The following is a 22,573-nucleotide window of genomic DNA, read 5'->3' as shown; positions in this document are numbered from 1 at the left end:
TTTAAACCCGTTCACTATTTGTTCAATCGTTGTTTTTGACTATATAAACAGCCTTTTTTGATAGATAATTTGATTTCTCCTCTTCTTCTTGCTCTTGGTATTTAGAGGGCGACATACCGTGATATTTCACAAAAGTGTTAGAAAATTGTTGCGGGTTTAAGTAGCCACAACTATACGCTACTTCTTTAATTTGTATGTGTTGGTCTTTTAATAATTTAGCTGCGTTAATCATTCTTGCACTTTTTATAAACTCGGCAGTAGAACACGCTGTCAGTACCTTTAATTTGGTATGTAAGAGCGTCCTGCTCATGCCCATTTTTTCGCACAATACTTTGGTGTTAAATTCCGGATTTTCTAGTTCATCAAAAACAAGTTTATACAGTTTATCTAAAAATTCTTTATCAGGGTCTGATGTTGTTATTTCTTTTGGTTTGATAAACCCTTCTGTCTTAAATTTTAGTTGTAAATCTTTTCTTAGTTTAAGATGGTATGCAATTCTAGTTTTAAGTATTTCAATATTAAAAGGTTTCGAAATAAATTCATCTGCCCCTTGTGTTAGTCCTTGTAAATGTGATTTATCTGAATGCTTTGCGGTTAATAATAAAACAGGTATATGCGATGTAGCAATATTTGATTTTAATTTATGACAAAGTTCCATACCGTCCATTAAAGGCATCATTACATCACTAATAATTAAATCTGGTGTTTTATCAATAGCAACTTTCAACCCTTCTGCACCATTATTAGCAAGGCAAATTGTGTAGATAGTAGATAACTCTATTTTTAAATAGGTTTGTATATCTATATTATCATCAATTACCAATATAGTTGCTTGTTTTTGTTTTGTCTCTGTATTGCTTTTAGGTAAATCGGGAGCTTCAATTAAGAAATTATTCTCCTCATTATTAACGGTTGATGTAGTAGGTAATGTCCCTTCAAAAGAAAGTTGGACATTAAAAGAGGTTCCTTCGCCTACAGTACTTTCTACATTGATATTTCCTTTGCAAAGTTCAACCAGTTCCTTAGTAAGTGTAAGTCCAATACCTGTTCCTTTTGCAGAAGAATTTTCTACCATATAGTACCTACTAAAAATATTATCAATATCTTCTTTTGCAATCCCGACACCATCGTCTGTAACTTTTACTTCTAAAGTATAGTAGCTATCAATCTTTTCAATTAAAAAAGCATTTACTGTAATATTCCCTCCTTCACTTGTATACTTAAAAGCATTAGAAAGTAAATTATGAATAATTTTCTCAAGTTTATCGTGGTCAAAATTTACCCATAATGAAGCAGGAGCAGTTTCTATTGTAAACACAATTTTCATTTGTTGAGCTTGGTAACAATATAGCTGAGAAGTATCTTTAATAAAGCGAATAATATCTCCACTTTTTTCTTGCACTTTTAACAATCCATTTTCTACCTTTCTAAAATCCATTAACTGATTAATTAACCTGAGCAGACGTTCTGCATTAGAATGCATTAATTTAAATACCTGTTGGTTTTCTTTAAATTTATAGTTCTCGCCTTCCTTTTGTATTGCTTGTAATGGTGAAACAATTAACGTTAATGGTGTTCTTAATTCGTGAGAAATATTTGTGAAAAATTGTTCTCTAAATTTATTTACTTCTGCTTTTTTCTGCCCTTCTATCCTACTTATTTCTATTGCCCGTTCCAGTTTATGCCTGTTGATTAAGAAGCGATAGAAAAAATAAATTAAGCTAATAAACAAAACAACATACAGCAGTTTTGCCCACCATGTTAACCAGAAAGGAGGTAATTGTTCGATTATTAGTGGTTTGGCTTCATTCCAAATACCATCATTATTTGCACCCTTTACCCTAAAAGTATATTCTCCTGCATTTAAGTTTGTAAAAGTAGCAGATCTTTTATAACCAATAAACTGCCAATCTTTATCAAAACCTTCTAACAGATACATGTATTTATTCTGTTCGGATTGTACATAGTTTAGTGTACTAAAATCTATAGAAAATACATTTTGATAATGTTTCAATTGAATTCTATCTGTCTGATCTATAACATGTTTTAAAGGTGAATCTTCTGTTTCTAAGGTTACTTTTTTATTGAATAAAGAAAAATCTACAAGTTTAACGGGTGATTTTTGCTTATTGATCATGATGCTCTTCGGGTTAAAAACGACCACTCCATTTGTACTCCCAAAAAGCATTTGTCTATTTGCCAAAGTATATGATGCACCAATAATAAACTCTCCATTTATACCAATATCGTCGGTAGTAAATACCACAATTTCTTCCGTTAAAGTAGAATATTTTACCAGCTGATTATTTACGGCTAACCACAAATTACCCTCATCGTCTTCTTCTATTGCTTGTACTCTAGGTCCTCTAATGCCCAGTTCACCACCTTTTTTATAAAACTTTTGTTTCTTCTTATCAAAAAGGGCCAAACCGTTGTTTGTACCCAACCATATATTGCCTTTACTATCTTCTAGACCACAATTTACAGAGTAACCCGGAAGTGTGTTTTGTTTTCCACCTTCTTGAAAATAGATTTTTGAAGTTTTCGATTTTAAATCATAAACTATCAAACCCTGTGTATTACAAAAATAAATACATTTATCCCTATCTTCAAAAATATAAAATGACGTAAGAAATTCAACCTCTTTTTGTTTATGAATTATACGCTCTATCACTTCTCCTTTATCGGTATCAAAAAGACATAAACCCATTTCGTGTATAGACACCCAAAAATTACCCTCACTGTCCTCAAAAGTTTGCCAAATATTATTTTCTGGAAAAGTTGTAGGATCTCCTTCTATATGTTTAAACTGCTTAATTTTATTGGTTTCCTTGTTATAACTATATAGTCCATCTCCCCATGTAGACAGCCAAAAAATGCCTTTTTTATCCCTTTTGATAGATAAAATAGCTTTGTTTTTAAATGCTGACAAAGTAGTTAAAGGAAGGTGTTCTTGTGTTTGTACATTTAACTTGGAAATACCACCTCCATCTGTGGCAAACCAAACTGCTGTGCTATCTTCACAATAAATATCCATTACTCTATTGTGCTGAAGGATTTCTAAACCTCCTAAATCTTTAGAAATAAGTTCGAATAGGTTATTATGAGGTGAATAAAAATAAGCCCCTTTTCTGAATCCACCAATCCAAATATTTTCTTTTTTATCTTGATATAAAGTAGTTAAAAAATCTTCTGATAAACCTCTTGTATTCTTTCTATCTTGTTTAATGACTCTTTTCTGTAGAGTTTCTTGATTAAGCACACAAATGCCATCTGTTGTAGCAAACCATAACTCGTTATCTAGTTCCAGAAAATCCCATACTTCTAAATCTTGATCTTCAATTTTAAATTCATCTGTTTTTGGATTAAAAGAGAATAGTTTCCAAGAAGCTATCCAAATCTTTCCCCTTTTATCTTGAAACAAATTAATAATAGATTTATTACTTAGATTGATTGGCTTTATTAATGCAAGAAAATCAGTATCAATTTGTCCTTTCTGATCTACCACCAGTAAACCACTTTTAGTCCCTACCCAAAGTAAATTCTCAATTTCTAAAACATTCGTAACAGCTTTATTATTCAGAATTTTTGTTAGTTGTTCATCTTTTTTATTATAAAGATAAAGCCCATTTACAGTACACAGCCAAACTTCATTTTGGTTTTTTCTAGGTACAATTTTAAGTACCTTCATCACCTTATTCAACTGAAAATCTATTCTTTTAAATTGGTCAAATTTCCTTTCATACCTATACAATCCTCCCATAGTACCAATCCATAAAGTATTATTATGGTCTTCGTAAAGGCAATTAATATAATCGGATTGTAATTTTGTTGAATCATCGATTACTGCAAAGTAACTGTGCATTGCATAAGCATCGTAACGGAATAATCCCTTCCAGGTCCCCATCCAAATATAGCCATCCTTATCCATAAGGATATCGCTAATAGCTGTTTGAGTGAGCCCTTTTTCTGCACCTATATGCACAAAATTATACTTCTGACTTAATTTGTTTTGTGCAAACAACACAGATGAAAATAGAAGTAGAAAAAATGTTAGTTGGTATATTTTAGTATTCATCAAAAATAGCTAATGTGAACAGTAGAGTATAAGTAATTATAGCTGGAACAACAATATAAGTCTGCTCTACGATTATAGCAAGTTAATCTAAAAAAATACGCCTTTTACAATAGGTGTGTTTAGTAAAATCTGATATAAATATTAATTAAAATTTCACTTAACTACGTTCTAAATTGTGGGAAAAGTTGTTACGTTTAGGTGAGAAGTAATTAGGTAGGTTATACTACATTAGTGGTTTAATGTACTAAAATATAACCTTTAAGTTCGCACTCTTCTTTCTTACAAAAAAGATTAAAAAGAAGGAACTCATTATTTGAGTTCCTTATCTTTTACTTATTTACAGTTCCAATTCGTTTTTCAACAGAAGCCGTTTTTGATTTAATCATGTTCGATTTATTCTTATTAGAATCCATATTCATTACGCAATAAATACGGTCTGAAATAGAGTCCATTATTTTGTAAGCATCATCCACTACTTTTAAGAGTTCCGTTACTGTTTCTGCCTCTATAATTGTACCCATTGGAGAAAACTGATATGTTAAACCCGTTTCCTTAATATGTTGCACTACTTTACTTACATACTCTCCAATATGATCTCCTTTGTCTATTGGAAAGATGGCAAAATTCATTATTACGCCCATTATTACTTTGTTTAAGTGAAACACAAAGCTAAATGATTCAATGTTAAACTTAAAACTATTCTAAAATAAGGGTTAATTATTTTACATTTTCTTGGGCACCTTTTTTATCAAAATCTCCATACCAAACAACAAAGAAAGAATCATATTCTTCTCCTACTTTTTCAAAATTAATTTCATACTCAATGTTATCTACTAAAGAAGTTTTTAAAACACTATTGCGGTTATAATTGTACCTTTCTTCTAACTCTATAGTATATTCAGATTTAACAAAGCGTTCAAATTCCTTACATTCATCTTGATTCAAAGTTGTTGCAATATGCGTATCATTATTTACAGGTAAATACATTACTCCACTGCAATAATCAGAATCTTCTTCAATAACAGGCATCAATTGGTCTGTAATTCCGCCTTTAGTAATAAATGTTTCTTGCTGACCCTTATCTCCAATGGTAATTCCTTCAATATTTTGGGCAAAAGCACGGGGTAATGAAAAAAATATCACACTAAATAATATTAAAATCGTTTTCATTGATGTAGTTATAATGTTTATATAAATAGTATATATTGTTTTAACTCAAACAATGAGTATAAAGTTGTGGTAAATTTAGATTTTAATCTTAATGATAGTAAAAAGTCACTATTCTATATAGCGAAATCACTTAACTAAACCACTCTGCACTGAAAGTGCAGAGGTTTGGGGGTAGGACTGAAAGTCCTACGCTCACTTCCTCTTATTCCAACATGAAGTTGGAATTATCGTCCATATCGCTCCTATGATGTTCTAAATAGTCGTTGACCATTTCGTCTGTAATGTTACCTGTACTCCAAGCGCCGTAACCTCCTGCCCAAAAATGCTTACCCCAATACCTTTTTCCTAAACTAGGATATTCTTGTTGAAGTAACCTTGAAGTTCGACCTTTCATACGTTTCAAAATATCACTAAGACTTTTAGTCGGAGGGTACTCTATGTGGATATGAACATGATCTTTACTTACAACTCCTTTTAGGATCTCAATACCTTCTACTTCACAAATTTGAATGAGAAGAGATCTACATCGTTTTTGAATATCTCCTTCTAGAACTTGATAACGATATTTAGTCGCAAAAACTATATGGACGGTCAACCTAGTCACTGTATGATGACCTTTTCTATACTCCTGTGTCATAATACTCAGAATGTAGTAGATTTTTTCGAAATACTAAAGTTCTGCACTGAAAGTGCAGGGTTTTAAACCCATTTATGAGACCAATAAAAAAGAGAGGTCATAAACCTCTCTCTTTTGTATCTTACAATTCATGTAAGAAATATAACTACTTATTTGACTTAAATTCTTCTTTGGTATCACTAAAAAAATAATTACTTATTTCCTTAATTGATATATACAAATATAACTTATAAACACAATTAAGGTCAATACCCATTTTTAGGTATTTTTGATGTATTACAAGAATATTTTGAACTTTTTTAAAACGTTTATGCTTTTAGAGAAAACCCAAAAACTAAAATATCATCTGTCTGTGGTTCTTCCTCTATTGATTTCCAATCATCTAAAGACAGTTGTAATAACTCTTCCTGCTTGTTTGGTGTTAGCTTATGTAAATTATGAATCAAATCTCTAAATCTTTTCACCAGGAACTTTTTGTTTTTGGGACCTCCTATTTGATCTTGAAATCCATCAGAATAAAAATAAATATCTACGGGATTTTCACTTATATCTATAGTATGATTAATAAACCGATGTGTATTTAAATCTATACCGCCTATACTTCTTCTACATCCTTTCATAACGTGCATTTCTCCGTTTTGAAAGTACAACCATGAACTTTTAGCACTACTTACCGTTGCTGTCTGTTGAGTATAATTGATCGTACAAATAGATATATCCATTCCATCTTGAACTGTAGAAAAATCTTTCTGTTTCAATGTATCTTGAATACGACTATTCAGTTGTTCTAAAATTTCGCTTGGGTCTATATAATTCTCTACCTTAATTAGTTCATTTAAAATACCATTACCAATCAACGACATAAAAGCACCAGGTATTCCATGTCCTGTACAATCCAACCCTGCCACAACACCTATCTTTTCATTATTCCTTTCTAAAATACCAGATGAATAGTAAAAATCTCCTGAAACAATATCTCTGGGTTTATAAAACAAAATTAATTTGTCTACTAAAAGTTCTATTGATGCTCTAGATGGTAAAGTTGCAGATTGTATTCTATGTGCATAATTTAAAGCAGAAGAAATTCGTCTATTTTTAGAATCAAGCATCTCCACATATTCCTGTAAATGATCACGTTGAGATAAAATTTCTTCAGATTGTGCTTCAATTTCAGAATTTTTCTCTGTAATCTTATGATATGCACTCTTAATATTATTATTGAATTTTAATAAGAAGTAAACACTTATAATACCTAGAAACAACACAATTACCATCACATAGATAAACTTGGTCTGATGGCTTACCACCTGCCCTGTTAACTCATTCTGAATCTTTAGTGCATAAATTTCAGCATTCTTTTTATCTGCATCATAAGATTCTTTTATATCTGTTAATCGAGCTGTTATTTCGTTATTATCAAGCTCTTCTTTTAACAACGTATATTTTGATTGATATTGAAAAGCCGCTTTCCAATTACCTGTTTGTTTTTCTATAATTGATAATAATTCGTAGGCCTCACAGTTCCAATGTTTTGCTTCTTTTTTCTCACTTAATGCTAAAACAGATAATGCAGACTTTCTTGCTTTAACATAATAATTTGATTTAAATTGATACTGAGCGTAGATGAGTTCATATTCTAATTGTGCATCAACATTAGCTGTTTTTCTAAAATAAGTCAATGCTTCGGCTATGTGAGTTAAAGCCTGTTTTTCTTTTCCAATCTTATATAAAATTTGGGCTTTTACAGCTAAAATATAGGCTTCAGAATCCAAAAATTTATATTTCATTGCATTTATTAATGCTGCTTCTTCATATTTCAAAGCCAATTCATATTGCTCCCACATCAAATACACCTCGCCAATATTAAGCATCATACTAACTTCATGATCATATTGATCAATAGTTATTTCTGCTGCTTCTTCCATATCTTTATGAATAGCTTTTAATGCTGCTTGATAATATTTCAACGCTTTTTTGTAATCTTTCTTCCGAAAAAAATATACACCAATATTATTATTAATTGTTGATACGTTTGTCCAATCCTTTTCAGATTCAGACAATGCTAAAGCACGCATTTGGTAATCGAACCCTAAAGTGATTTGTCCTTTTTTTAGGTAATACGACCCTAGTATTTGATAGGCAAAGTTTTCTCCCTTGATGTTATTATTACCCTTTGATAAGTTGAGAAGGTGTTCAGAATAAAAAACTGTTGAATCCGATAAATTTCTTAAGGCATGAAAAGCTTTGTCTAGATAAATCTCTAATTTTTCTTGGTCATTTTGCTTCGAATTATCAGCAAAAGTAGTAGAAGGTAGAAAAGTAAATGAACTCAGAAAATATAAAAGCGCGAAATATTTTAATATAAATTGTTTTACCACAAATTTCTCAAATAGAATGAACTACATCAATCTATTTAAAATTAACTACAATCACAAATTAATCCTTTATTCTGTTAGAAAAATTATACGTAAAACGGTTATTAATCTATATAAAACCTTTTCAACTCAAGATTATAGATTTAATACGACTGCATTTCTGTTAATAAATTTCAACATTTAAAGAATCACCTACCAATTCTTTATTAGTGTAACAATTGTCACATTTCTCTTAAAAATGGATAAGTAAGTTTGAATCATAAAATTAAAAACAAGTAATAAAATATAGATTCAACAAAATGGAAAATAGAAAGCGTATTATCATTATTGGGGGTTTATCTGCTGGTCCTTCTGCAGCTGCAAAAGCAAGAAGAACAGATGAAAATGCTGAAATTATATTGTTTGAAAAAACAGCAAATATCAGTTACGCTACATGCGGAATTCCTTATGCTTTCTCTGGTAAAATAAAGGATAGAAATAAACTCCTTGTTGTAAAACCAGAATTACTCCGTAAAAGGTTTAATATAGATGTCCATTTAGAAGAACCTGTAATTAATATAGATCCAGAAAACCATACTGTTACTACTCAAAAAGGTGATTATACTTACGACAAATTAGTTTACGCAACTGGTGGCTCGGCAATTACTCCTCCATTAAATGGATTAGCACAATTTCAAAATTGGGCACATGCAAAAACAATAGAAGATTTTGATAGAATTGTAAAATCAAATGCTCTTGAAAATGCCAAAAATATTACAATTATTGGAGCAGGCTTAATTGGTTTAGAAACAGCGGAAAATCTTGTTCAGATTGGTAAAAAAGTAACTATTGTAGAACTAGGAAAACATATTTTAGGACCTTGGGATGATAAATTCACCACTATGGGCGAGAAAGTTCTTGAAGACAATGGTCTCCGTCTTGAGTTGGGTAAAAAAGGAGAAAAAATTGAACCTGATGGTACTTTACTTTTAAATGATGGCACAAGTATTCCAACAGATTACTTAATCATGTCTATTGGTGTAAAACCGATTACAGAGATGCTTACTTCTAAGGGGGCAAAAGCACTTCCAAATGGAGCATTGATTGTAAATTCTAAAATGGAAACCAATTTACCTGATATTTATGCAGCTGGAGATTGTGCTTCTATTCCTAACGTAGTCACTAATTCTGATGGGTGGTTTCCTATGGGAACACATTCAAATAAGGGTGGCCGAGTAGCTGGTGCAAACGCTGTAGGAGCTGAAGAGCATTTTCCTGGTGGATACGGAACTGCTATTATGGAAATGTTTGACCATACCATTGCAAGAACAGGAGCTGGTCCTAAAATTTTAGATCGTGAGGGTATTCCTTTTGAGTCTACTTTTATTATTGCCAATTCTCATCCTGGTTTTTACCCTGGAGGGAAAGATATGTTTATAGAAATATATTACACTCCAGATACGCACGTAATTCTTGGTGCAGAATTATTTGGAGAAAAAGGGGTAGATAAAAGAACAGATGTGTTAGCTACAGCAATTTATGCTAAACTAACTATAGAAGACCTTCCAAACCTAGACCTTGCATATGCTCCGCCTTTTTCCCCAGCAAAAGACCCTGTAATTGTTGCAGGTTTTGTTGCTCAAAATTCTCAGAAGGGGTTATATAAAGAAGTAAATGCTACCGTTGCTAAAGAAGCATTTACTGCCAATAAAGAGATCACTATTCTTGATGTTAGAAATCCACAAGAATTAGAAAATGCAGGTATTATTCATGAAGATGCTTTAAATATTCCTTTAGACTCTCTTCGTGATAATCTAGCACAAATTCCAACTTCTAAACCTATATATATTACTTGTGCAAAAGGTTTAAGAGGCTATTTAGCTTCTTTAATACTCGCTCACAATGGGTTTACTAACCTTCATAATATTGCTGGTGGATTTACAGCTTGGAAAAAAATAAATGGCTAATACATTTAGGAGTTATTATTATAAGTAACTCCTAATTTTTAGTAAAACTGTGTTTACTGTGTGTACAATATATAATTAACAAACAAATATGGACGGAATTATTCAACCTTGGCCTTGGTATATTGGAGGACCATTGATTGGTCTAACTATGGCTATATTACTACTTTTTGGTAAAAGCCTTGGTTTATCATCAAACTTTAGAACTATTTGTACTGCATGTAGAGTTGGAAAAAACAATTCTTTTTTTCAATTCGATTGGAAACAAGAATCTTGGAACTTAGTCTTTGCTTTAGGCTGTATTCTTGGAGGTTTCATCACTCATAAATTCTTAGGTGGAGACCACCTTGCAGGGGTTTCAGATGAAACTATCAAACACCTTCATTCACTAGGTATTGATTCTGATCCTCATAATATCTTACCAAAAGAATTATTTAGTGCCGAAAGTATCTTTTCTCTAAGAGGTATGCTTATGTTATCTATGGGAGGCATTTTTATTGGATTTGGATCTAGATATGCTGGAGGTTGTACTTCTGGCCATGCTATAAGTGGGTTATCAAACTTACAATTACCATCATTAATTGCATGTGTTGGCTATTTTATTGGTGGTATTTTAATGACATTCGTATTCTTACCATTGTTAATTCAAATATAAAAAAATGAAATTATCTAAGTTTATAACTTATCTTCTTTTAGGTGTATTATTCGGGATAATATTATCTAAATCAGAAGCAATCTCTTGGTATAGAATTCAAGAAATGTTTAGGTTTGAATCGTTTCACATGTTCGGACTAATAGGTTCTGCTGTAGCAACAGGTATTCTCTGTATTCAAGGAATTAAGCTCTTTAAAATAAAAGATTTTGATGGCAATAACATTGTTATTCCTCCAAAACAAAAATCTATTTGGAGATACCTTTTAGGAGGTATATTTTTTGGTTTGGGTTGGGCCTTAGTTGGAGGTTGTACTGCGCCAATGTTTATCCTGATTGGTTACGGAAAGTGGTCTATGTTAATTGTGCTTTTCTTTTCTCTAGTAGGTACATATATTTATGGTCGACTACGAGATGTCTTACCTCACTAAAGAGTATTTTGATTACAATAACTTTGTCATTATAAATAAAAAAGTAGAAGCTAATCTTAATTAACTTCTACTTTTTTTTATAAATATTTTTACTAGTTTCCACTTCTTATATACCTTCGAAATGGTTTTTCTGTTGATGGTATAATACCAGTAGTTTTAGAAAACTGAATTGGTACTGCTTGGACTTTCTCAATACAATAATTCTCTTTTTTATCTTTATGTTTCATTCCACATATCATGATAGTACTTAAAAGCAAGAGTAAAGAAAAAAATCCTAAATAAAAGTAGTTTACTTCTTTCATATAAAACTTTGGGGTTGGTCTTATAATGAATATAGATTATTTTCTTAGATACCTAAAGACAATCACAAATGAATACAATTCTTTAATCTTTAGATTCTAATTAATTATTAAAATGATATAAAAGATCATTTTGATTCATTGTCCTAGCATGCACTACATTATTAGTTTTCTCTTTGTTTCTCTTCAATTGCTCATCTACTAAGACAGTTAGCGTGATCATAAACAATGTTAGCAGTGATAAAATTAATAACCTTGCTCCTGAATTTGATTTGTATTTTGACATTTCTAATTGCTTTTGATTTACCTTTCATACAGTCAAAGAAGGCTAAAAGTTGATCTTGTTAAAATCCATAATGTACTAAATAAATTCTAAAACAATTTTTTTAAGTTTTACAGGCTCGTAACATTACTAATACAAGTGAATGCATTATTAAAACGTTGAAAAGAGCTATAAAACAGTCGGAATTTTAGAAAATACTGTATTTACATATATATGTAACATTAAAATAAAAAGGCTAACTTTATTATTATATCAACATTCATTATAATCAAATGACAAAAAAACTTCTGGTATTTACTATAAACATCTTACTTATTGGTCTAATAAGTTGTAATGATAAACCTCTTCAGCTACAACCTGATAAATACATCTCAACTACAACACAAGCCGTTTCACAATTTAATTCATTTAAAAATCTTGAATCTTTATTTAATCATAAAGATGATACAGTTAGAATAATTAATTTTTGGGCTACTTGGTGTAAGCCTTGTGTAAAAGAATTACCCTATTTTGAACAAGCCAATAGATACTTAAAAGAAAATAATTCAAAAGCTAAAATAATTCTAATTAGTCTTGATATGAGCGAGAAAAATCTTGTTAAATATATCAATAAAACAGAATTAACTTCAGAAGTTATTTGGCTTGATGATGCTGATGCTAATTCTTGGATTGAAAAAGTTAACCCCAATTGGGATGGTGCAATTCCTATTACACTGATTCTTAAAAATGGGAAACAGACATTTCATTCCACAGATTTTGAATCATATGAAGAACTTAAATCATTTATAAAACTGTAAATAAACTTTGAACAAAATGAAAAGTATAATTCTAGCACTTACCCTGTTAACGGTAAGTATGTCTTGTTCTCAAAAACAAGAAAGTAAAACTAATCAATCAGAAGTAAAAATTGTTGAAAAGCAAGGGCTACAAGTTGGTGACGAAGCAATTAATTTCAACCTTAAAGGCATGGATGATCAATCTTTATCATTAAATGGTCTAGAAGGTAACAAAGGTGTTATTCTTATCTTCACATGCAACCATTGTCCTTATGCTGTTGCTTATGAAGATAGAATTATTGCTTTAGATAAGATGTATAAAGAAAAAGGTTACCCTGTTATAGCAATCAATCCCAACGACCCTTCTGTTCAACCAGAGGATTCTTTTGAATTAATGAAGGAAAGAGCAGTAGAAAAACAATTTACTTTCCCATATCTATTTGATGATGGGCAAAATATCTACCCTGCATATGGTGCAACAAAAACTCCACATGTTTATTTATTAAATAAAGAACAAGGGAAATACATTGTTAAGTACATTGGAGCAATTGATGATAATTATAAAGATGCAAATGCTGTGAAAGATCACTTTGTTGAAGATGCAGTAAATGCTCTACTTAATAATCAAAAAATTACAACAACTACTACAAAAGCGGTTGGATGCTCTATTAAAGCTACAAAAGCTTAATAAAGATTAGAATAATGAGAGGTTATTAATTAATCACTATTAAAAGATCTCTCATTATTCTATTTGTTATACTTCAGATCTGATTATATTTGTAACTGCAAACTGATCATATCAATATTCATGACCAAGAAAGTTAATATTCTCCCCTTCTCGTCCTTTCTCCTACTCTTTTTCATGGGGTTTGGTCTTTACCTAAAAGTAAATCCAGAAGCTTATAAGATCTTTGCTCCCTACATTAGGAAGTCATTAGATGTCGCGTTAAATGTTAGAGACTTTGTTGAAGTTCCCTTTTATAAAAGTGTAGTTGGTTATGGGGTAAAATTACCAGAGAAATATAAGGTTCATGGTATAGACGTCTCTCATCATCAGAAATTAATAGATTGGGATAGAGTTGCAAATATGCATGCTCAAAATGCAAGTATAAAATTTGCGTATATAAAAGCAACAGAAGGTGCTGACCATAAAGACAGGCATTTTGATAGAAATAGAAAGAATGCAAAAGATAAAGATATTCTTTTTGGACCTTATCACTTTTTCAGACCACAAACTAGTGGAACCCAACAAGCAGATTATTTTATAAAAACTGTCGGGAAATTATCTCATAATGATCTTATTCCAGTTGTAGATGTTGAAGTTACTGACGGTGTAGATCCAAAATTAATGAGAGACCGTTTAGCAGATTTCGTTCTACTTATTGAACAAGAATGGGGTGTTAAACCAATGATTTATACAGGTGACTCTTTTTATAAAGATTACTTTAAGGGGCACTTTAAAAAATATAGAATTTGGATTGCCAATTATGGAGAGAAAACTCAAGCTCCTAAAAATAGGTGGACGGTTTGGCAACATACTCAATCTGCAAGTATTGATGGTATACCTAGTAAAGTAGACATGAATGTTTTTGATGGAGATTGGGATTCCTTTAAAAAATCATTAATAATTGGACTTCAGAAATAATTACCTATAACACTATAAACACTTTAACTTAATTTGATAAAATAAGCTAGTTGAATTCTATAAATTTGCAGTACATAAAAACTTAAAGTTTATGATGACAAATTTTACTTTTCTAAGAGTTAGCAGTTTATTTCTTTTTAGCTTTTTATTATTCGGGTGCAGCAAAGATTCTTTATTAGATGAAGATCCTATCCCAGAAGGGAATGCTTCTTTAATAATTAATTCTGTTACTTCTGGTAATACACCTATTAGTTCTGAAAGTTTTGTATTAACAGATGCACAAATAGGCATTGATGGTATAAAGTTTAATGCAGAGGATAAGCCCAATAATAAATATGATTTCCTTGGTCCTTATCAATGCAATATTATTAATGGAGTAAGTAATCCAGATCTAGGTTATACAATATTATCGCCAAATTTATATACTTCTTTATCGATGGATATAATAACGAATTTGGAAGATTCTATTTCAAATAATAGTATGTGTATTATTGCAGACGGCAAGTATTTCCCAAATGGTGTCAATGTCTATTTCTTTAAATTCAAAACAAACGCTATTAATTCAATTGATGTAGTTTTTGATAACATTCTTGAAGTGGACAATAATAACATACACAAGCTATCAATAGTGTTCGATTTTTCTCTTTGGTTTACAAATAATGAGTTCAAAGATGCAGAAGTATCAGATGATAAATATATACTTATTGATGAAGAACATAATATCGAGTTATACAATAAAGTTATTGAAAGAATAAGGAGTTCTGCACATTTGTTAAAAATCAAATTATAGTAGAAATAAGTCGTTTTTTGAATAAAAATCGAATTACGAACTCGTATAATAAAAGAACAAGTTGATAAACTATTAAAGACTTTAATCTATGTGTTCTGCTCATTGCATTTACACATACCAACTTCCAATCACGTTTATTTAAAGCTATTACACCTCGGTTTATTAATCGGGGTGTATTTATTTATAAGACATTGGAAGTTTACCTTTTGCAATAAAATAACCAAGTGCTATCAATACAAATTGAAATAAAAACCTACCTATTGCAATTGGTAAAACTCCTATATAAGGAGGATCTTTAAATAAATCAAGGAAATGGATTGGTAAAAAAAGCACCATCAATACACAAAATGCTAAGCCCCCAACTTTACTATTTTTGCTAGAAAAAAGTAAAAGTGCAATTATAACTTCAACCCCTCCAACAATTATATTTGTCCAATATTTTGGTAAAAAATCGAATATCCAAGGGTTATAAAATTCAGGATGAATAAAATGGTTAACCCCACCCATAAAAAGTAAGACTCCTAAACCAAATCTAACTGTTTTATTAATTGATGACGGAACTTTTTGTTTACTCATTATTATTTGTTGATTTTTTTATTTCTGTTTAATTGAAGAAATTCTAACAATACTAAATATAGCCAATTTACTTAATTAGTTAAGTATCTATAATAATTAGTAAAACTCCAAAAAGTATAACTTTAAAGAGAAAAAATGAAAGATTACTAATTTGTCTTACTTTTCAATAATTGTATTTCTACATTAATAGACATAATCAATCTACTTAAGGACTATAGAAACACATTATTTTCTTTTAAATATATTAATATTACAAGATATTACGTCTTAATAAATTCAAATAAGAATTGATTAAAAAAATTAAATTATCAAATACAAATTGTACTTTTCCAATTTAATGAAGTAAGTTTAGATGAATAACGCGGCAAAATAATAGTCCAATGATCGACCTTTACTATTTTTGATAGTATAAGGTATAGTAACTATCTTAATTGTATAAAACGATGAATTATTTTATTTCAACAAATTCTTCCTTTATAAGATTAACATTAGAGGGGAAACCAAATGAGCGGCAGTTGCTAGAAGCAATTGTAAAAGCTAATGAGGCATTAATTAATGCCCAATTAAGCATTGTAATGATTGATGGATTGGGTCTAACTACGCCTATTAATCTGTCGACAAAATATTCTGTAATTTCTCAATTAGGAAAATACAATATATGCAGAAAAACAACAGTAATTGCTGTATCTAATGCTACAATAGCTGAATCAGTAATTGTTGAGAATGTAGCGTATAATAGAGGATGGAAAATAAAGTTCTTTAAAACTTTAGATACTGCTAAAACTTGGATTGAAGATTTCAACAGCATTAACGAAAACACCAAATCTGTTATTTAAAACTATTTGCAAAATTGTAAACTACCTATACTTATTTTGACTACAAAAATATAACAACAAAAGGCCGATTTTGAAATCATTCAAAATCGGCCTTTTAATAAAAAAAATTTTATTATTACTTAGTTCTGTGGCTTAGATTGCAATGATTGCAATACTTTATCAATGCCTAATGAAGAACCTTGTACTGGAGGAAACTCTTTGAACGTAGCAAGGAATTTACCTGTAAATTCTTGTGCTGGAACAAAAGTCCACATATTATCTGCAAACCAACGAATATAAAGTGCTGATTTATATGAAACTTCATAAGGGTCTGCTCTTAAATTAATTAAGATCGGCCATGATGGAGTTTTTCTATAAGCAGTATTGATAGCACCTTCCATAATTGCAAAGTGTAATTTCCAATCCTTATATCTTAAAGCATTTAAGTTACCTGCAGCATCAAAATAGAAAATTTCATTTCTTGGAGCTTCTTTAACTTCACCCTTCCAAAAATCCATTTGATTGTAACCATCTAAATGTACTTTAAAAGTTTTATCACCAGCTTTATAACCAGTTAATAATTTTTCTTTTACATCTGGAGCACCAGCAGCAGCTAAAATTGTTGGCATCATATCTTCATGAGAATAGATGTTATTATCAATTGTACCAGGTTCGATTACACCAGGCCATCTGATTGCACAAGGTACACGGAAACCACCTTCCCAAGTTGTTCCTTTTTCTCCTGCAAAAGGTGTCGAACCACCGTCAGGCCATGTAAACTTTTCAGCTCCATTATCAGTAGAATACATAATCATTGTATTATCAATAATTTTCAATTCTTCTAATTTTGCTAGTACAGTACCAATTGCTTTATCATGCTCTACCATACCGTCAGGATAGATACCAATACCAGTAACACCTCTACTCTCTTCTTTTAAGTGAGTCCATACGTGCATACGGGTAGCGCTTAACCAAACAAAGAAAGGCTTACCTTCTTTATGTGCTTTTTCTATAAACGCGATTGCTGCATTTGTAAATTCATCATCAGCAGTCTCCATTCTTTTTCTTGTTAAAGGACCTGTATCTGATACACGGCCATCTGAATAAGAATGTATAACTCCTCTAGGGCCATATTTTTTGTGGAATTCAGGATCTTTTGGATAGTAATAAGTCTCCGGCTCTTCCTCAGCATTTAAGTGATAAAGATTACCAAAGAATTCATCAAAACCATGGTTAGTTGGCAAGTGTTCGTCTCTATCTCCTAAATGGTTTTTACCAAATTGTCCAGAAGTATACCCTAGTGGTTTTAAAAGTTCAGCAATTGTAGGCTGATCTTCTTGAATACCTTGTTTAGAACCAGGCATTCCAATTGTAAGTAAACCAGTTCTGAATGGATGCTGCCCTAAAATAAATGCTGCACGACCTGCAGTACAAGATTGTTGAGCATACCAATCTGTAAACATTGCACCTTCATTAGCAATTCTATCGATGTTTGGAGTTTGATACCCCATCATTCCGTGATTGTACTTACTTACGTTACCCCAACCTACATCATCACCCCAGATTACTAAGATATTTGGTTTTTGATTTTTTTTGGATTTTTTCTGTGCATGAGCCGCACCAAATCCGATCAATAATGCTATTGATAGTAATAATATACCTTTAAGTTTACGCATTTAAAGTTTAGATTGTTATTAAAGAAAGATTTAATATTAGTATGAAATTAATTAATAATTATCAATAAGTCTAATAATTGATAAGTTAAATAAATAAAGCTCACTTATTGTAAGTGAGCTTTATTATCAAGCACTCCTACTTAGTACTAAAAGCAAATTCAATTCGCTCGCTAATATCTTTTAAATGAGCATTTTCTATTGAATTTATAGCATATTTTCTCAAAGATGTTTTACAAACTTTATTTATAGCAACTAACTCCATTCTTGAAATTGCATTTATGTCAGTAGTATTTAATGTATCATCATTAAACTTATCAAGTAATAAATCAACATGTACTCTTTGAAGGTTTCTTCTATAAGTATCAATCTTTAAGCCTCTATTTAATTCATTCCAAATAGAAGTTCTTATATCTTGATGAAGATTTAAAACTGTATATGCTTTAATGCCATTCAAAGCTTCATTATTAATCATTCTTTTTAATCTATCATCATTTAATAGATTCGTAAGCGTTCTTTTTTGTAGCTTCTGGATTTTCTCAACGTTTCCTGAAGCTTCAATTTTTGATAAAATATTTGAATCAATTAACCATTTAGGTGTTGCAAATAACTCTTCATTTAAAAATTGTATTGCACGTTGTTGTTTATCTTTATCTACAGGTATATAAATATCACCTTCTTGATCTGTAGTTTTTGGATAAATTAAAACTCCCCCTACATTGTTGGTAACATGACCCATATATCTATTAAACTGACCTAATACACCATTATACAATTCTTGTAGATCTGTATAGGTGCTTCCCTCTACAGAAGTCCATAATATTAAGTTTGGAACAATTCTTTTTAAGTTTGCAATACCTAAAGTACTTGCTTCCATTGCATCACTTCCTAAATCTTCAGTTTGAGCACTTGGATCAATAACACTTGGCCACTGTTGTGCTCCATATCTAAATATAGGATCTCCGGCTTTTGCTTTAATCCATTCATTTAAAATAGGTTTTTCATCTAAAGCAGATTTTGCTTCTGTGAGTTTATAACCATATTCAATAGACCATTTATCATAAGGTCCAATTATAGGATATAATCCAGCACCTTTATCTTCTGGCTGAGCTACATAATTCATTCTTGCATAATCCATAATTGAAGGTGATACACCATTTTCTTGAACAAAACCAGGCGTTCTTAATTGTGTACAAGTATATGCACAACTTGCTCCCATATTATGAGGTAACCCTAATGTATGTCCAACTTCATGAGTAGCTACAAATTCAATAAGTTTACCCATCAATTTATCATCAAATAATGCTTTTTGAGCATCTACGTTTACTGCTCCTGTCTGAATTAAACACCAATCTCTTAAAAGTTGCATCACATTATGATACCATAAGATATCAGACTCTAAAATCTCTCCAGTTCTTGGGTCATGAACATGAGGCCCCTGAGCATTTTGAATAGGAGTTGTAATATATCTTACTACAGAATACCTAACATCTTCTGGGCTCCAATTAGGGTCTTCTTCAACTGTAGGAGCATCTTTTGCAATTATTGCATTTTTAAATCCCGCTTGTTCAAATGATTTTTGCCAAGCCTCAATACCATTCTTAATAAAAGGTCTCCATTTTAATGGTGTTGCCGGATCGATATAGTAAACAATAGGTTTAATCGGTTCAACCAATTCTCCTTTATTATAAGCATCCCAATCAGATGGTTCTAATCGCCATCTTGTGATAAATCTTTGTTTAGCTGCTTTATGCTCATCTAAACTATAATTTGTTTGTTGCACTGAAAAATAACCAACCCTATCATCATAATACCTTGGTTGCCATGGGTTTTCAGGTAGTTTCACAAATGATTGATTCATCTCTATTGACAGTGTTTTTGTCAGCTGATTGTCTGGCAATTTATCTCCTTTATATGTTAGAATATGTCTAACCTCTAAGTTTTCAGGAAATACTTTAACTGATTCGATTAGTGATCTTTTAGTATCTAAACCTTTGATAGCGAAGTTTTTTCTTTCTCTTTTTGATAAAGCTCCAATCATTGGTACGTCTGTAGTAAAAAAAGAAGTAACATCAATTACAACACTCGTAGTATCTTTACCTAACGCTTTAATATCAAAAGCAGCAATTATTGGTTCAAAATTATTATTCTTCACCGACTTATATATAGGTTCATCTAAACTCGCTACACTATTATAAGAAACCGATCTCAATAATACTTTTGTATCCAATCTTTCCCATCTAATTACCTGTTGTGGTCTAGACTTCATTCCTGCACCACCAAAGTTTAAACCTTGAACATGACCAGAAATTCTGCTAACTACTAAGAGTTCATCCCCTAATAGATCATCATTAAGTTCAAAAAAGTATTTGTCTTCAACTTTATGAGCTGTGATTAGCCCTTCTTGAGTAATTGCTTTACTTGTAATTACTTTATTGTAAGGTTTAAAAGGTCCTTTTTCTTCCTTAGGTGCATCTTCAATTTTACCTTTTTTCTTTTTCTTTCTTTGGGCAGCACAATCTGTTCCTATAAACAATGTACAGACGAAAGTCATTAAGAATAGTAATGTTAATTGTTTTTTCATTATTGTTTTATATCTGTTTATATAAAGATAATTTATCATCGATTTAATTATTGGGTAATAACATATATTAAGTAACGTGCAATTATTAGTTCTAGTATTACAAATCAGTTATGATTTATATTAAACAATTACACTATCTTAACTTATACAGATATTAAATTAACAAAATAACCAATTATATTTGTTTGGTATTATACATATACAACTACTTCAAGAACAACATGAATACAAGTTTTCACGAAAGTAAAATCAAATATATTTTCATACCCTTACTTTTTACATTTTTTTCTTCTGATCTATTTGGACAAGATATACTGTGGTTACACTATTTCAATAGGTACAAATTATCTTATAAATTTTCTATTGATAGTGATGTAGGCTATCGACAATATTTTGATGACAATGGAGGAAATAGAGGTCAAATTCGTTCTGGCCTGAGATACGATGTAAGTGATAGATTTTATATTCGTGGAGGTTTCATGTATGTAAATGGGTCTCGCTCTAATGAAGAGTTTAGGTTTTACCAAGACTTTGTATACAATATTCCTTTTAATGTATTCACTTTAACACAAAGAGTACGTTTTGAAGAGCAATTTTTTGAAAACAGCAAAAAAAAATATAGACTTAGATACAATCCTTCTTTAAAATTTTCTACATTTTTTGGTTATTGTACTTTAGGTTGTGAACCATTTTTCACCTTAAATGATAATAATTCAAAGATCAGTAGTAATAGAGTTTATATTGGTGTTACTAGAAGAGCCTACAAAAATATTCTTATTACTTTACAATACATTAATGAGCGCTCCTATTCAATCCCAACTGAAGGGTATATTAATGAATCTAATATGGTCCGAATAAAAATTTCTCATGTTATTCATCCTCTAAAAACTGGCCCTCTATTTAAAAGAAATAAGGTTTAACCAAAAATAATTATTTATGTTAAACAAAATTTAACAGCTAAAACCTCCCTTCAAAAGTGGCGTATTATATGTTATATTACACATAATAAATACAAGACTATAATGGAAGATTTTGCTACTTTTGAAATGGATGATCAATTATTATTAAATATTGATTCTGAAACAATGGACGAGGATGATAATTTTGATCAATCTGAATGGGAATCACAATTAGGTTCTCTTGAGAAATATGATTTAGATATTGATGAGGAAATTTAATTCTAAATAAATACTTAATAATAATAATTATGGGTTCAAACATTTATGTTATGAATCCTTTTTTTTTGCATAATAGTTGAATTTAACGTTGTGATGTCACTACAAAGAAGTGATCTTGATTATTATTTACATTTATTTAATATCATTAAGATACTTTTGATATAAATAATTGATAAACTTAAACTATGAAAACGAGGTACTAATTGTTCAACGTTTTCTTATAATATTAATCAACACTAAATTTTCACATAAAATAAATATTATCATGAGAACTACATTAAAAGCCAATAGCCAAAATGATCAACAAGATGTATCGCAATTCAGAGAAATGATGTGTCAAGTACAACTAGAAATTGAAAAAATTCGAATGTCTAAAGTTAATAGTAAACAAATCTAATGTTTAATTAGTAGGTTTTATAGGCCCAATAAATATGTATTTATTGGGCCTATAATTTTTTAAAAAAGTATAGCCACAAAAAAAGGTTAGTCAACATCTTGTGTTAACTAACCTTCTATATATAATGAATGTGGCGTCGACCTACTCTCCCGGGGGTTAACCCAGTACCATCAGCACTGTGGGGCTTAACTGCTCTGTTCGGAATGGAAAGAGGTGAACACCCACGTCATTGACACCATCAATATCTTAATGTCTTTGATCATCGAATCTAA

At 30.7% G+C, this 22,573-nt stretch carries 21 protein-coding genes and 1 rRNA gene; 11 read left to right on the top strand and 11 right to left on the bottom strand.

All coding sequences use genetic code 11. From position 1 onward, the window contains the following. Nucleotides 1–22: 22 nt before the first annotated feature. The 5 genes from EI427_RS23390 to EI427_RS23370 form a co-directional block, all read right to left on the bottom strand. Entirely contained in the window at nt 23–4,078 is a 4,056-nt protein-coding gene (locus EI427_RS23390) for a two-component regulator propeller domain-containing protein (RefSeq protein ID WP_126619604.1), read from the bottom strand. Nucleotides 4,079–4,407: 329 nt separating this feature from the next. Further along, the gene (locus EI427_RS23385) at nt 4,408–4,719 is read right to left on the bottom strand and encodes an MTH1187 family thiamine-binding protein (protein ID WP_126619602.1); all 312 of its coding nucleotides are present in this window, start codon (nt 4,717–4,719) and stop codon (nt 4,408–4,410) included. A gap of 76 nt (nt 4,720–4,795) precedes the next feature. Next, complete coding sequence (locus EI427_RS23380; RefSeq protein WP_126619600.1) at nt 4,796–5,248, bottom strand: hypothetical protein; 453 nt, start codon at nt 5,246–5,248, stop codon at nt 4,796–4,798. A gap of 202 nt (nt 5,249–5,450) precedes the next feature. Then, nucleotides 5,451–5,885 carry an IS200/IS605 family transposase gene (gene tnpA, locus EI427_RS23375; protein WP_126617806.1) on the bottom strand — a complete coding sequence of 145 codons (435 nt, stop codon included), beginning with the start codon at nt 5,883–5,885 and terminating at the stop codon, nt 5,451–5,453. A 308-nt stretch (nt 5,886–6,193) separates the two neighbouring features. Beyond that, the gene (locus tag EI427_RS23370; RefSeq protein WP_126619598.1) at nt 6,194–8,263 is read right to left on the bottom strand and encodes a tetratricopeptide repeat protein; all 2,070 of its coding nucleotides are present in this window, start codon (nt 8,261–8,263) and stop codon (nt 6,194–6,196) included. Between the two features lie 296 nt (nt 8,264–8,559). Here EI427_RS23370 and EI427_RS23365 point away from each other — a divergent pair, with 296 nt between their 5' ends. The 3 genes from EI427_RS23365 (at nt 8,560) to EI427_RS23355 (ending at nt 11,285) form a co-directional block, all read left to right on the top strand. After that, a complete protein-coding gene (locus EI427_RS23365; protein ID WP_126619596.1) occupies nt 8,560–10,206 on the top strand; it encodes an FAD-dependent oxidoreductase in 1,647 nt (548 codons plus the stop codon). An 88-nt stretch (nt 10,207–10,294) separates the two neighbouring features. Beyond that, nucleotides 10,295–10,858, top strand: a complete 564-nt coding sequence (locus EI427_RS23360; RefSeq protein ID WP_126619594.1) for a YeeE/YedE family protein — start codon at nt 10,295–10,297, stop codon at nt 10,856–10,858. A gap of 4 nt (nt 10,859–10,862) precedes the next feature. Beyond that, a complete protein-coding gene (locus tag EI427_RS23355) occupies nt 10,863–11,285 on the top strand; it encodes a YeeE/YedE thiosulfate transporter family protein (protein WP_126619592.1) in 423 nt (140 codons plus the stop codon). Between the two features lie 92 nt (nt 11,286–11,377). Here EI427_RS23355 and EI427_RS26395 read toward each other — a convergent pair whose 3' ends face one another. Together EI427_RS26395 and EI427_RS23350 are read right to left on the bottom strand one after the other, a co-directional pair. Further along, nucleotides 11,378–11,512 (bottom strand): hypothetical protein, encoded by a 135-nt coding sequence (locus EI427_RS26395; RefSeq protein WP_262708885.1) that lies wholly within the window; start codon nt 11,510–11,512, stop codon nt 11,378–11,380. Between the two features lie 175 nt (nt 11,513–11,687). Then, nucleotides 11,688–11,870: a hypothetical protein gene (locus EI427_RS23350; protein WP_126619590.1), complete on the bottom strand. Its 183-nt coding sequence runs from the start codon at nt 11,868–11,870 to the stop codon at nt 11,688–11,690. 269 nt (nt 11,871–12,139) lie between these two features. Here EI427_RS23350 and EI427_RS23345 point away from each other — a divergent pair, with 269 nt between their 5' ends. The 4 genes from EI427_RS23345 (at nt 12,140) to EI427_RS23330 (ending at nt 15,078) form a co-directional block, all read left to right on the top strand. Continuing rightward, nucleotides 12,140–12,664, top strand: coding sequence for a TlpA family protein disulfide reductase (locus EI427_RS23345; RefSeq protein ID WP_126619588.1), 525 nt, complete (start codon nt 12,140–12,142; stop codon nt 12,662–12,664). 16 nt (nt 12,665–12,680) lie between these two features. Next, a complete protein-coding gene (locus EI427_RS23340; RefSeq protein ID WP_126619586.1) occupies nt 12,681–13,331 on the top strand; it encodes a thioredoxin family protein in 651 nt (216 codons plus the stop codon). Nucleotides 13,332–13,451: 120 nt separating this feature from the next. Beyond that, nucleotides 13,452–14,288: a glycoside hydrolase family 25 protein gene (locus EI427_RS23335; protein ID WP_126619584.1), complete on the top strand. Its 837-nt coding sequence runs from the start codon at nt 13,452–13,454 to the stop codon at nt 14,286–14,288. Between the two features lie 91 nt (nt 14,289–14,379). Continuing rightward, nucleotides 14,380–15,078, top strand: coding sequence for a hypothetical protein (locus tag EI427_RS23330; RefSeq protein WP_126619582.1), 699 nt, complete (start codon nt 14,380–14,382; stop codon nt 15,076–15,078). Between the two features lie 177 nt (nt 15,079–15,255). On the opposite strand, the gene EI427_RS23325 is transcribed toward EI427_RS23330, so the two are convergent. Beyond that, nucleotides 15,256–15,654, bottom strand: coding sequence for a DoxX family protein (locus EI427_RS23325; RefSeq protein WP_126619580.1), 399 nt, complete (start codon nt 15,652–15,654; stop codon nt 15,256–15,258). Between the two features lie 443 nt (nt 15,655–16,097). Here EI427_RS23325 and EI427_RS23320 point away from each other — a divergent pair, with 443 nt between their 5' ends. Next, complete coding sequence (locus EI427_RS23320; RefSeq protein WP_126619578.1) at nt 16,098–16,490, top strand: hypothetical protein; 393 nt, start codon at nt 16,098–16,100, stop codon at nt 16,488–16,490. Nucleotides 16,491–16,609: 119 nt separating this feature from the next. Here the strand turns inward: EI427_RS23320 and EI427_RS23315 are convergent, their stop codons facing one another. Continuing rightward, nucleotides 16,610–18,145, bottom strand: a complete 1,536-nt coding sequence (locus tag EI427_RS23315) for an arylsulfatase (protein ID WP_126619576.1) — start codon at nt 18,143–18,145, stop codon at nt 16,610–16,612. Nucleotides 18,146–18,281: 136 nt separating this feature from the next. Next, nucleotides 18,282–20,726 (bottom strand): zinc-dependent metalloprotease, encoded by a 2,445-nt coding sequence (locus EI427_RS23310; RefSeq protein ID WP_126619574.1) that lies wholly within the window; start codon nt 20,724–20,726, stop codon nt 18,282–18,284. A 221-nt stretch (nt 20,727–20,947) separates the two neighbouring features. Here EI427_RS23310 and EI427_RS23305 point away from each other — a divergent pair, with 221 nt between their 5' ends. The 3 genes from EI427_RS23305 to EI427_RS26390 all read left to right on the top strand — a co-directional run bounded on the left by EI427_RS23305 (nt 20,948) and on the right by EI427_RS26390 (nt 22,301). Then, nucleotides 20,948–21,646 carry a DUF2490 domain-containing protein gene (locus tag EI427_RS23305; RefSeq protein ID WP_126619572.1) on the top strand — a complete coding sequence of 233 codons (699 nt, stop codon included), beginning with the start codon at nt 20,948–20,950 and terminating at the stop codon, nt 21,644–21,646. Nucleotides 21,647–21,748: 102 nt separating this feature from the next. Beyond that, nucleotides 21,749–21,904: a hypothetical protein gene (locus EI427_RS26000; RefSeq protein ID WP_155523314.1), complete on the top strand. Its 156-nt coding sequence runs from the start codon at nt 21,749–21,751 to the stop codon at nt 21,902–21,904. A 265-nt stretch (nt 21,905–22,169) separates the two neighbouring features. Continuing rightward, entirely contained in the window at nt 22,170–22,301 is a 132-nt protein-coding gene (locus EI427_RS26390) for a hypothetical protein (RefSeq protein ID WP_262708884.1), read from the top strand. A 128-nt stretch (nt 22,302–22,429) separates the two neighbouring features. Here EI427_RS26390 and rrf read toward each other — a convergent pair. Next, nucleotides 22,430–22,541, bottom strand: a 5S ribosomal RNA gene (gene rrf / locus EI427_RS23300). Nucleotides 22,542–22,573 lie beyond the last annotated feature (32 nt).

Source organism: Flammeovirga pectinis (genome assembly GCF_003970675.1).
Lineage (GTDB): Bacteria > Bacteroidota > Bacteroidia > Cytophagales > Flammeovirgaceae > Flammeovirga > Flammeovirga pectinis.
This window is presented reverse-complemented; position numbering and strand designations above follow the sequence as displayed.

What these genes read in the sequence shown, in the direction of transcription:
- EI427_RS23350 (WP_126619590.1), bottom strand. Translation starts at nt 11,870, where the DNA reads ATGTCAAAATACAAATCAAATTCAGGAGCAAGGTTATTAATTTTATCA.
- EI427_RS23390 (WP_126619604.1), bottom strand. Translation starts at nt 4,078, where the DNA reads ATGAATACTAAAATATACCAACTAACATTTTTTCTACTTCTATTTTCA.
- EI427_RS26000 (WP_155523314.1), top strand. Translation starts at nt 21,749, where the DNA reads ATGGAAGATTTTGCTACTTTTGAAATGGATGATCAATTATTATTAAAT.
- EI427_RS23335 (WP_126619584.1), top strand. Translation starts at nt 13,452, where the DNA reads ATGACCAAGAAAGTTAATATTCTCCCCTTCTCGTCCTTTCTCCTACTC.
- EI427_RS23365 (WP_126619596.1), top strand. Translation starts at nt 8,560, where the DNA reads ATGGAAAATAGAAAGCGTATTATCATTATTGGGGGTTTATCTGCTGGT.
- EI427_RS23385 (WP_126619602.1), bottom strand. Translation starts at nt 4,719, where the DNA reads ATGGGCGTAATAATGAATTTTGCCATCTTTCCAATAGACAAAGGAGAT.
- EI427_RS23315 (WP_126619576.1), bottom strand. Translation starts at nt 18,145, where the DNA reads ATGCGTAAACTTAAAGGTATATTATTACTATCAATAGCATTATTGATC.
- EI427_RS23355 (WP_126619592.1), top strand. Translation starts at nt 10,863, where the DNA reads ATGAAATTATCTAAGTTTATAACTTATCTTCTTTTAGGTGTATTATTC.
- EI427_RS23380 (WP_126619600.1), bottom strand. Translation starts at nt 5,248, where the DNA reads ATGAAAACGATTTTAATATTATTTAGTGTGATATTTTTTTCATTACCC.
- EI427_RS23345 (WP_126619588.1), top strand. Translation starts at nt 12,140, where the DNA reads ATGACAAAAAAACTTCTGGTATTTACTATAAACATCTTACTTATTGGT.
- EI427_RS23305 (WP_126619572.1), top strand. Translation starts at nt 20,948, where the DNA reads ATGAATACAAGTTTTCACGAAAGTAAAATCAAATATATTTTCATACCC.
- EI427_RS23330 (WP_126619582.1), top strand. Translation starts at nt 14,380, where the DNA reads ATGATGACAAATTTTACTTTTCTAAGAGTTAGCAGTTTATTTCTTTTT.
- EI427_RS23325 (WP_126619580.1), bottom strand. Translation starts at nt 15,654, where the DNA reads ATGAGTAAACAAAAAGTTCCGTCATCAATTAATAAAACAGTTAGATTT.
- EI427_RS26390 (WP_262708884.1), top strand. Translation starts at nt 22,170, where the DNA reads ATGAGAACTACATTAAAAGCCAATAGCCAAAATGATCAACAAGATGTA.
- tnpA (WP_126617806.1), bottom strand. Translation starts at nt 5,885, where the DNA reads ATGACACAGGAGTATAGAAAAGGTCATCATACAGTGACTAGGTTGACC.
- EI427_RS23360 (WP_126619594.1), top strand. Translation starts at nt 10,295, where the DNA reads ATGGACGGAATTATTCAACCTTGGCCTTGGTATATTGGAGGACCATTG.
- EI427_RS23310 (WP_126619574.1), bottom strand. Translation starts at nt 20,726, where the DNA reads ATGAAAAAACAATTAACATTACTATTCTTAATGACTTTCGTCTGTACA.
- EI427_RS26395 (WP_262708885.1), bottom strand. Translation starts at nt 11,512, where the DNA reads ATGAAACATAAAGATAAAAAAGAGAATTATTGTATTGAGAAAGTCCAA.
- EI427_RS23320 (WP_126619578.1), top strand. Translation starts at nt 16,098, where the DNA reads ATGAATTATTTTATTTCAACAAATTCTTCCTTTATAAGATTAACATTA.
- EI427_RS23340 (WP_126619586.1), top strand. Translation starts at nt 12,681, where the DNA reads ATGAAAAGTATAATTCTAGCACTTACCCTGTTAACGGTAAGTATGTCT.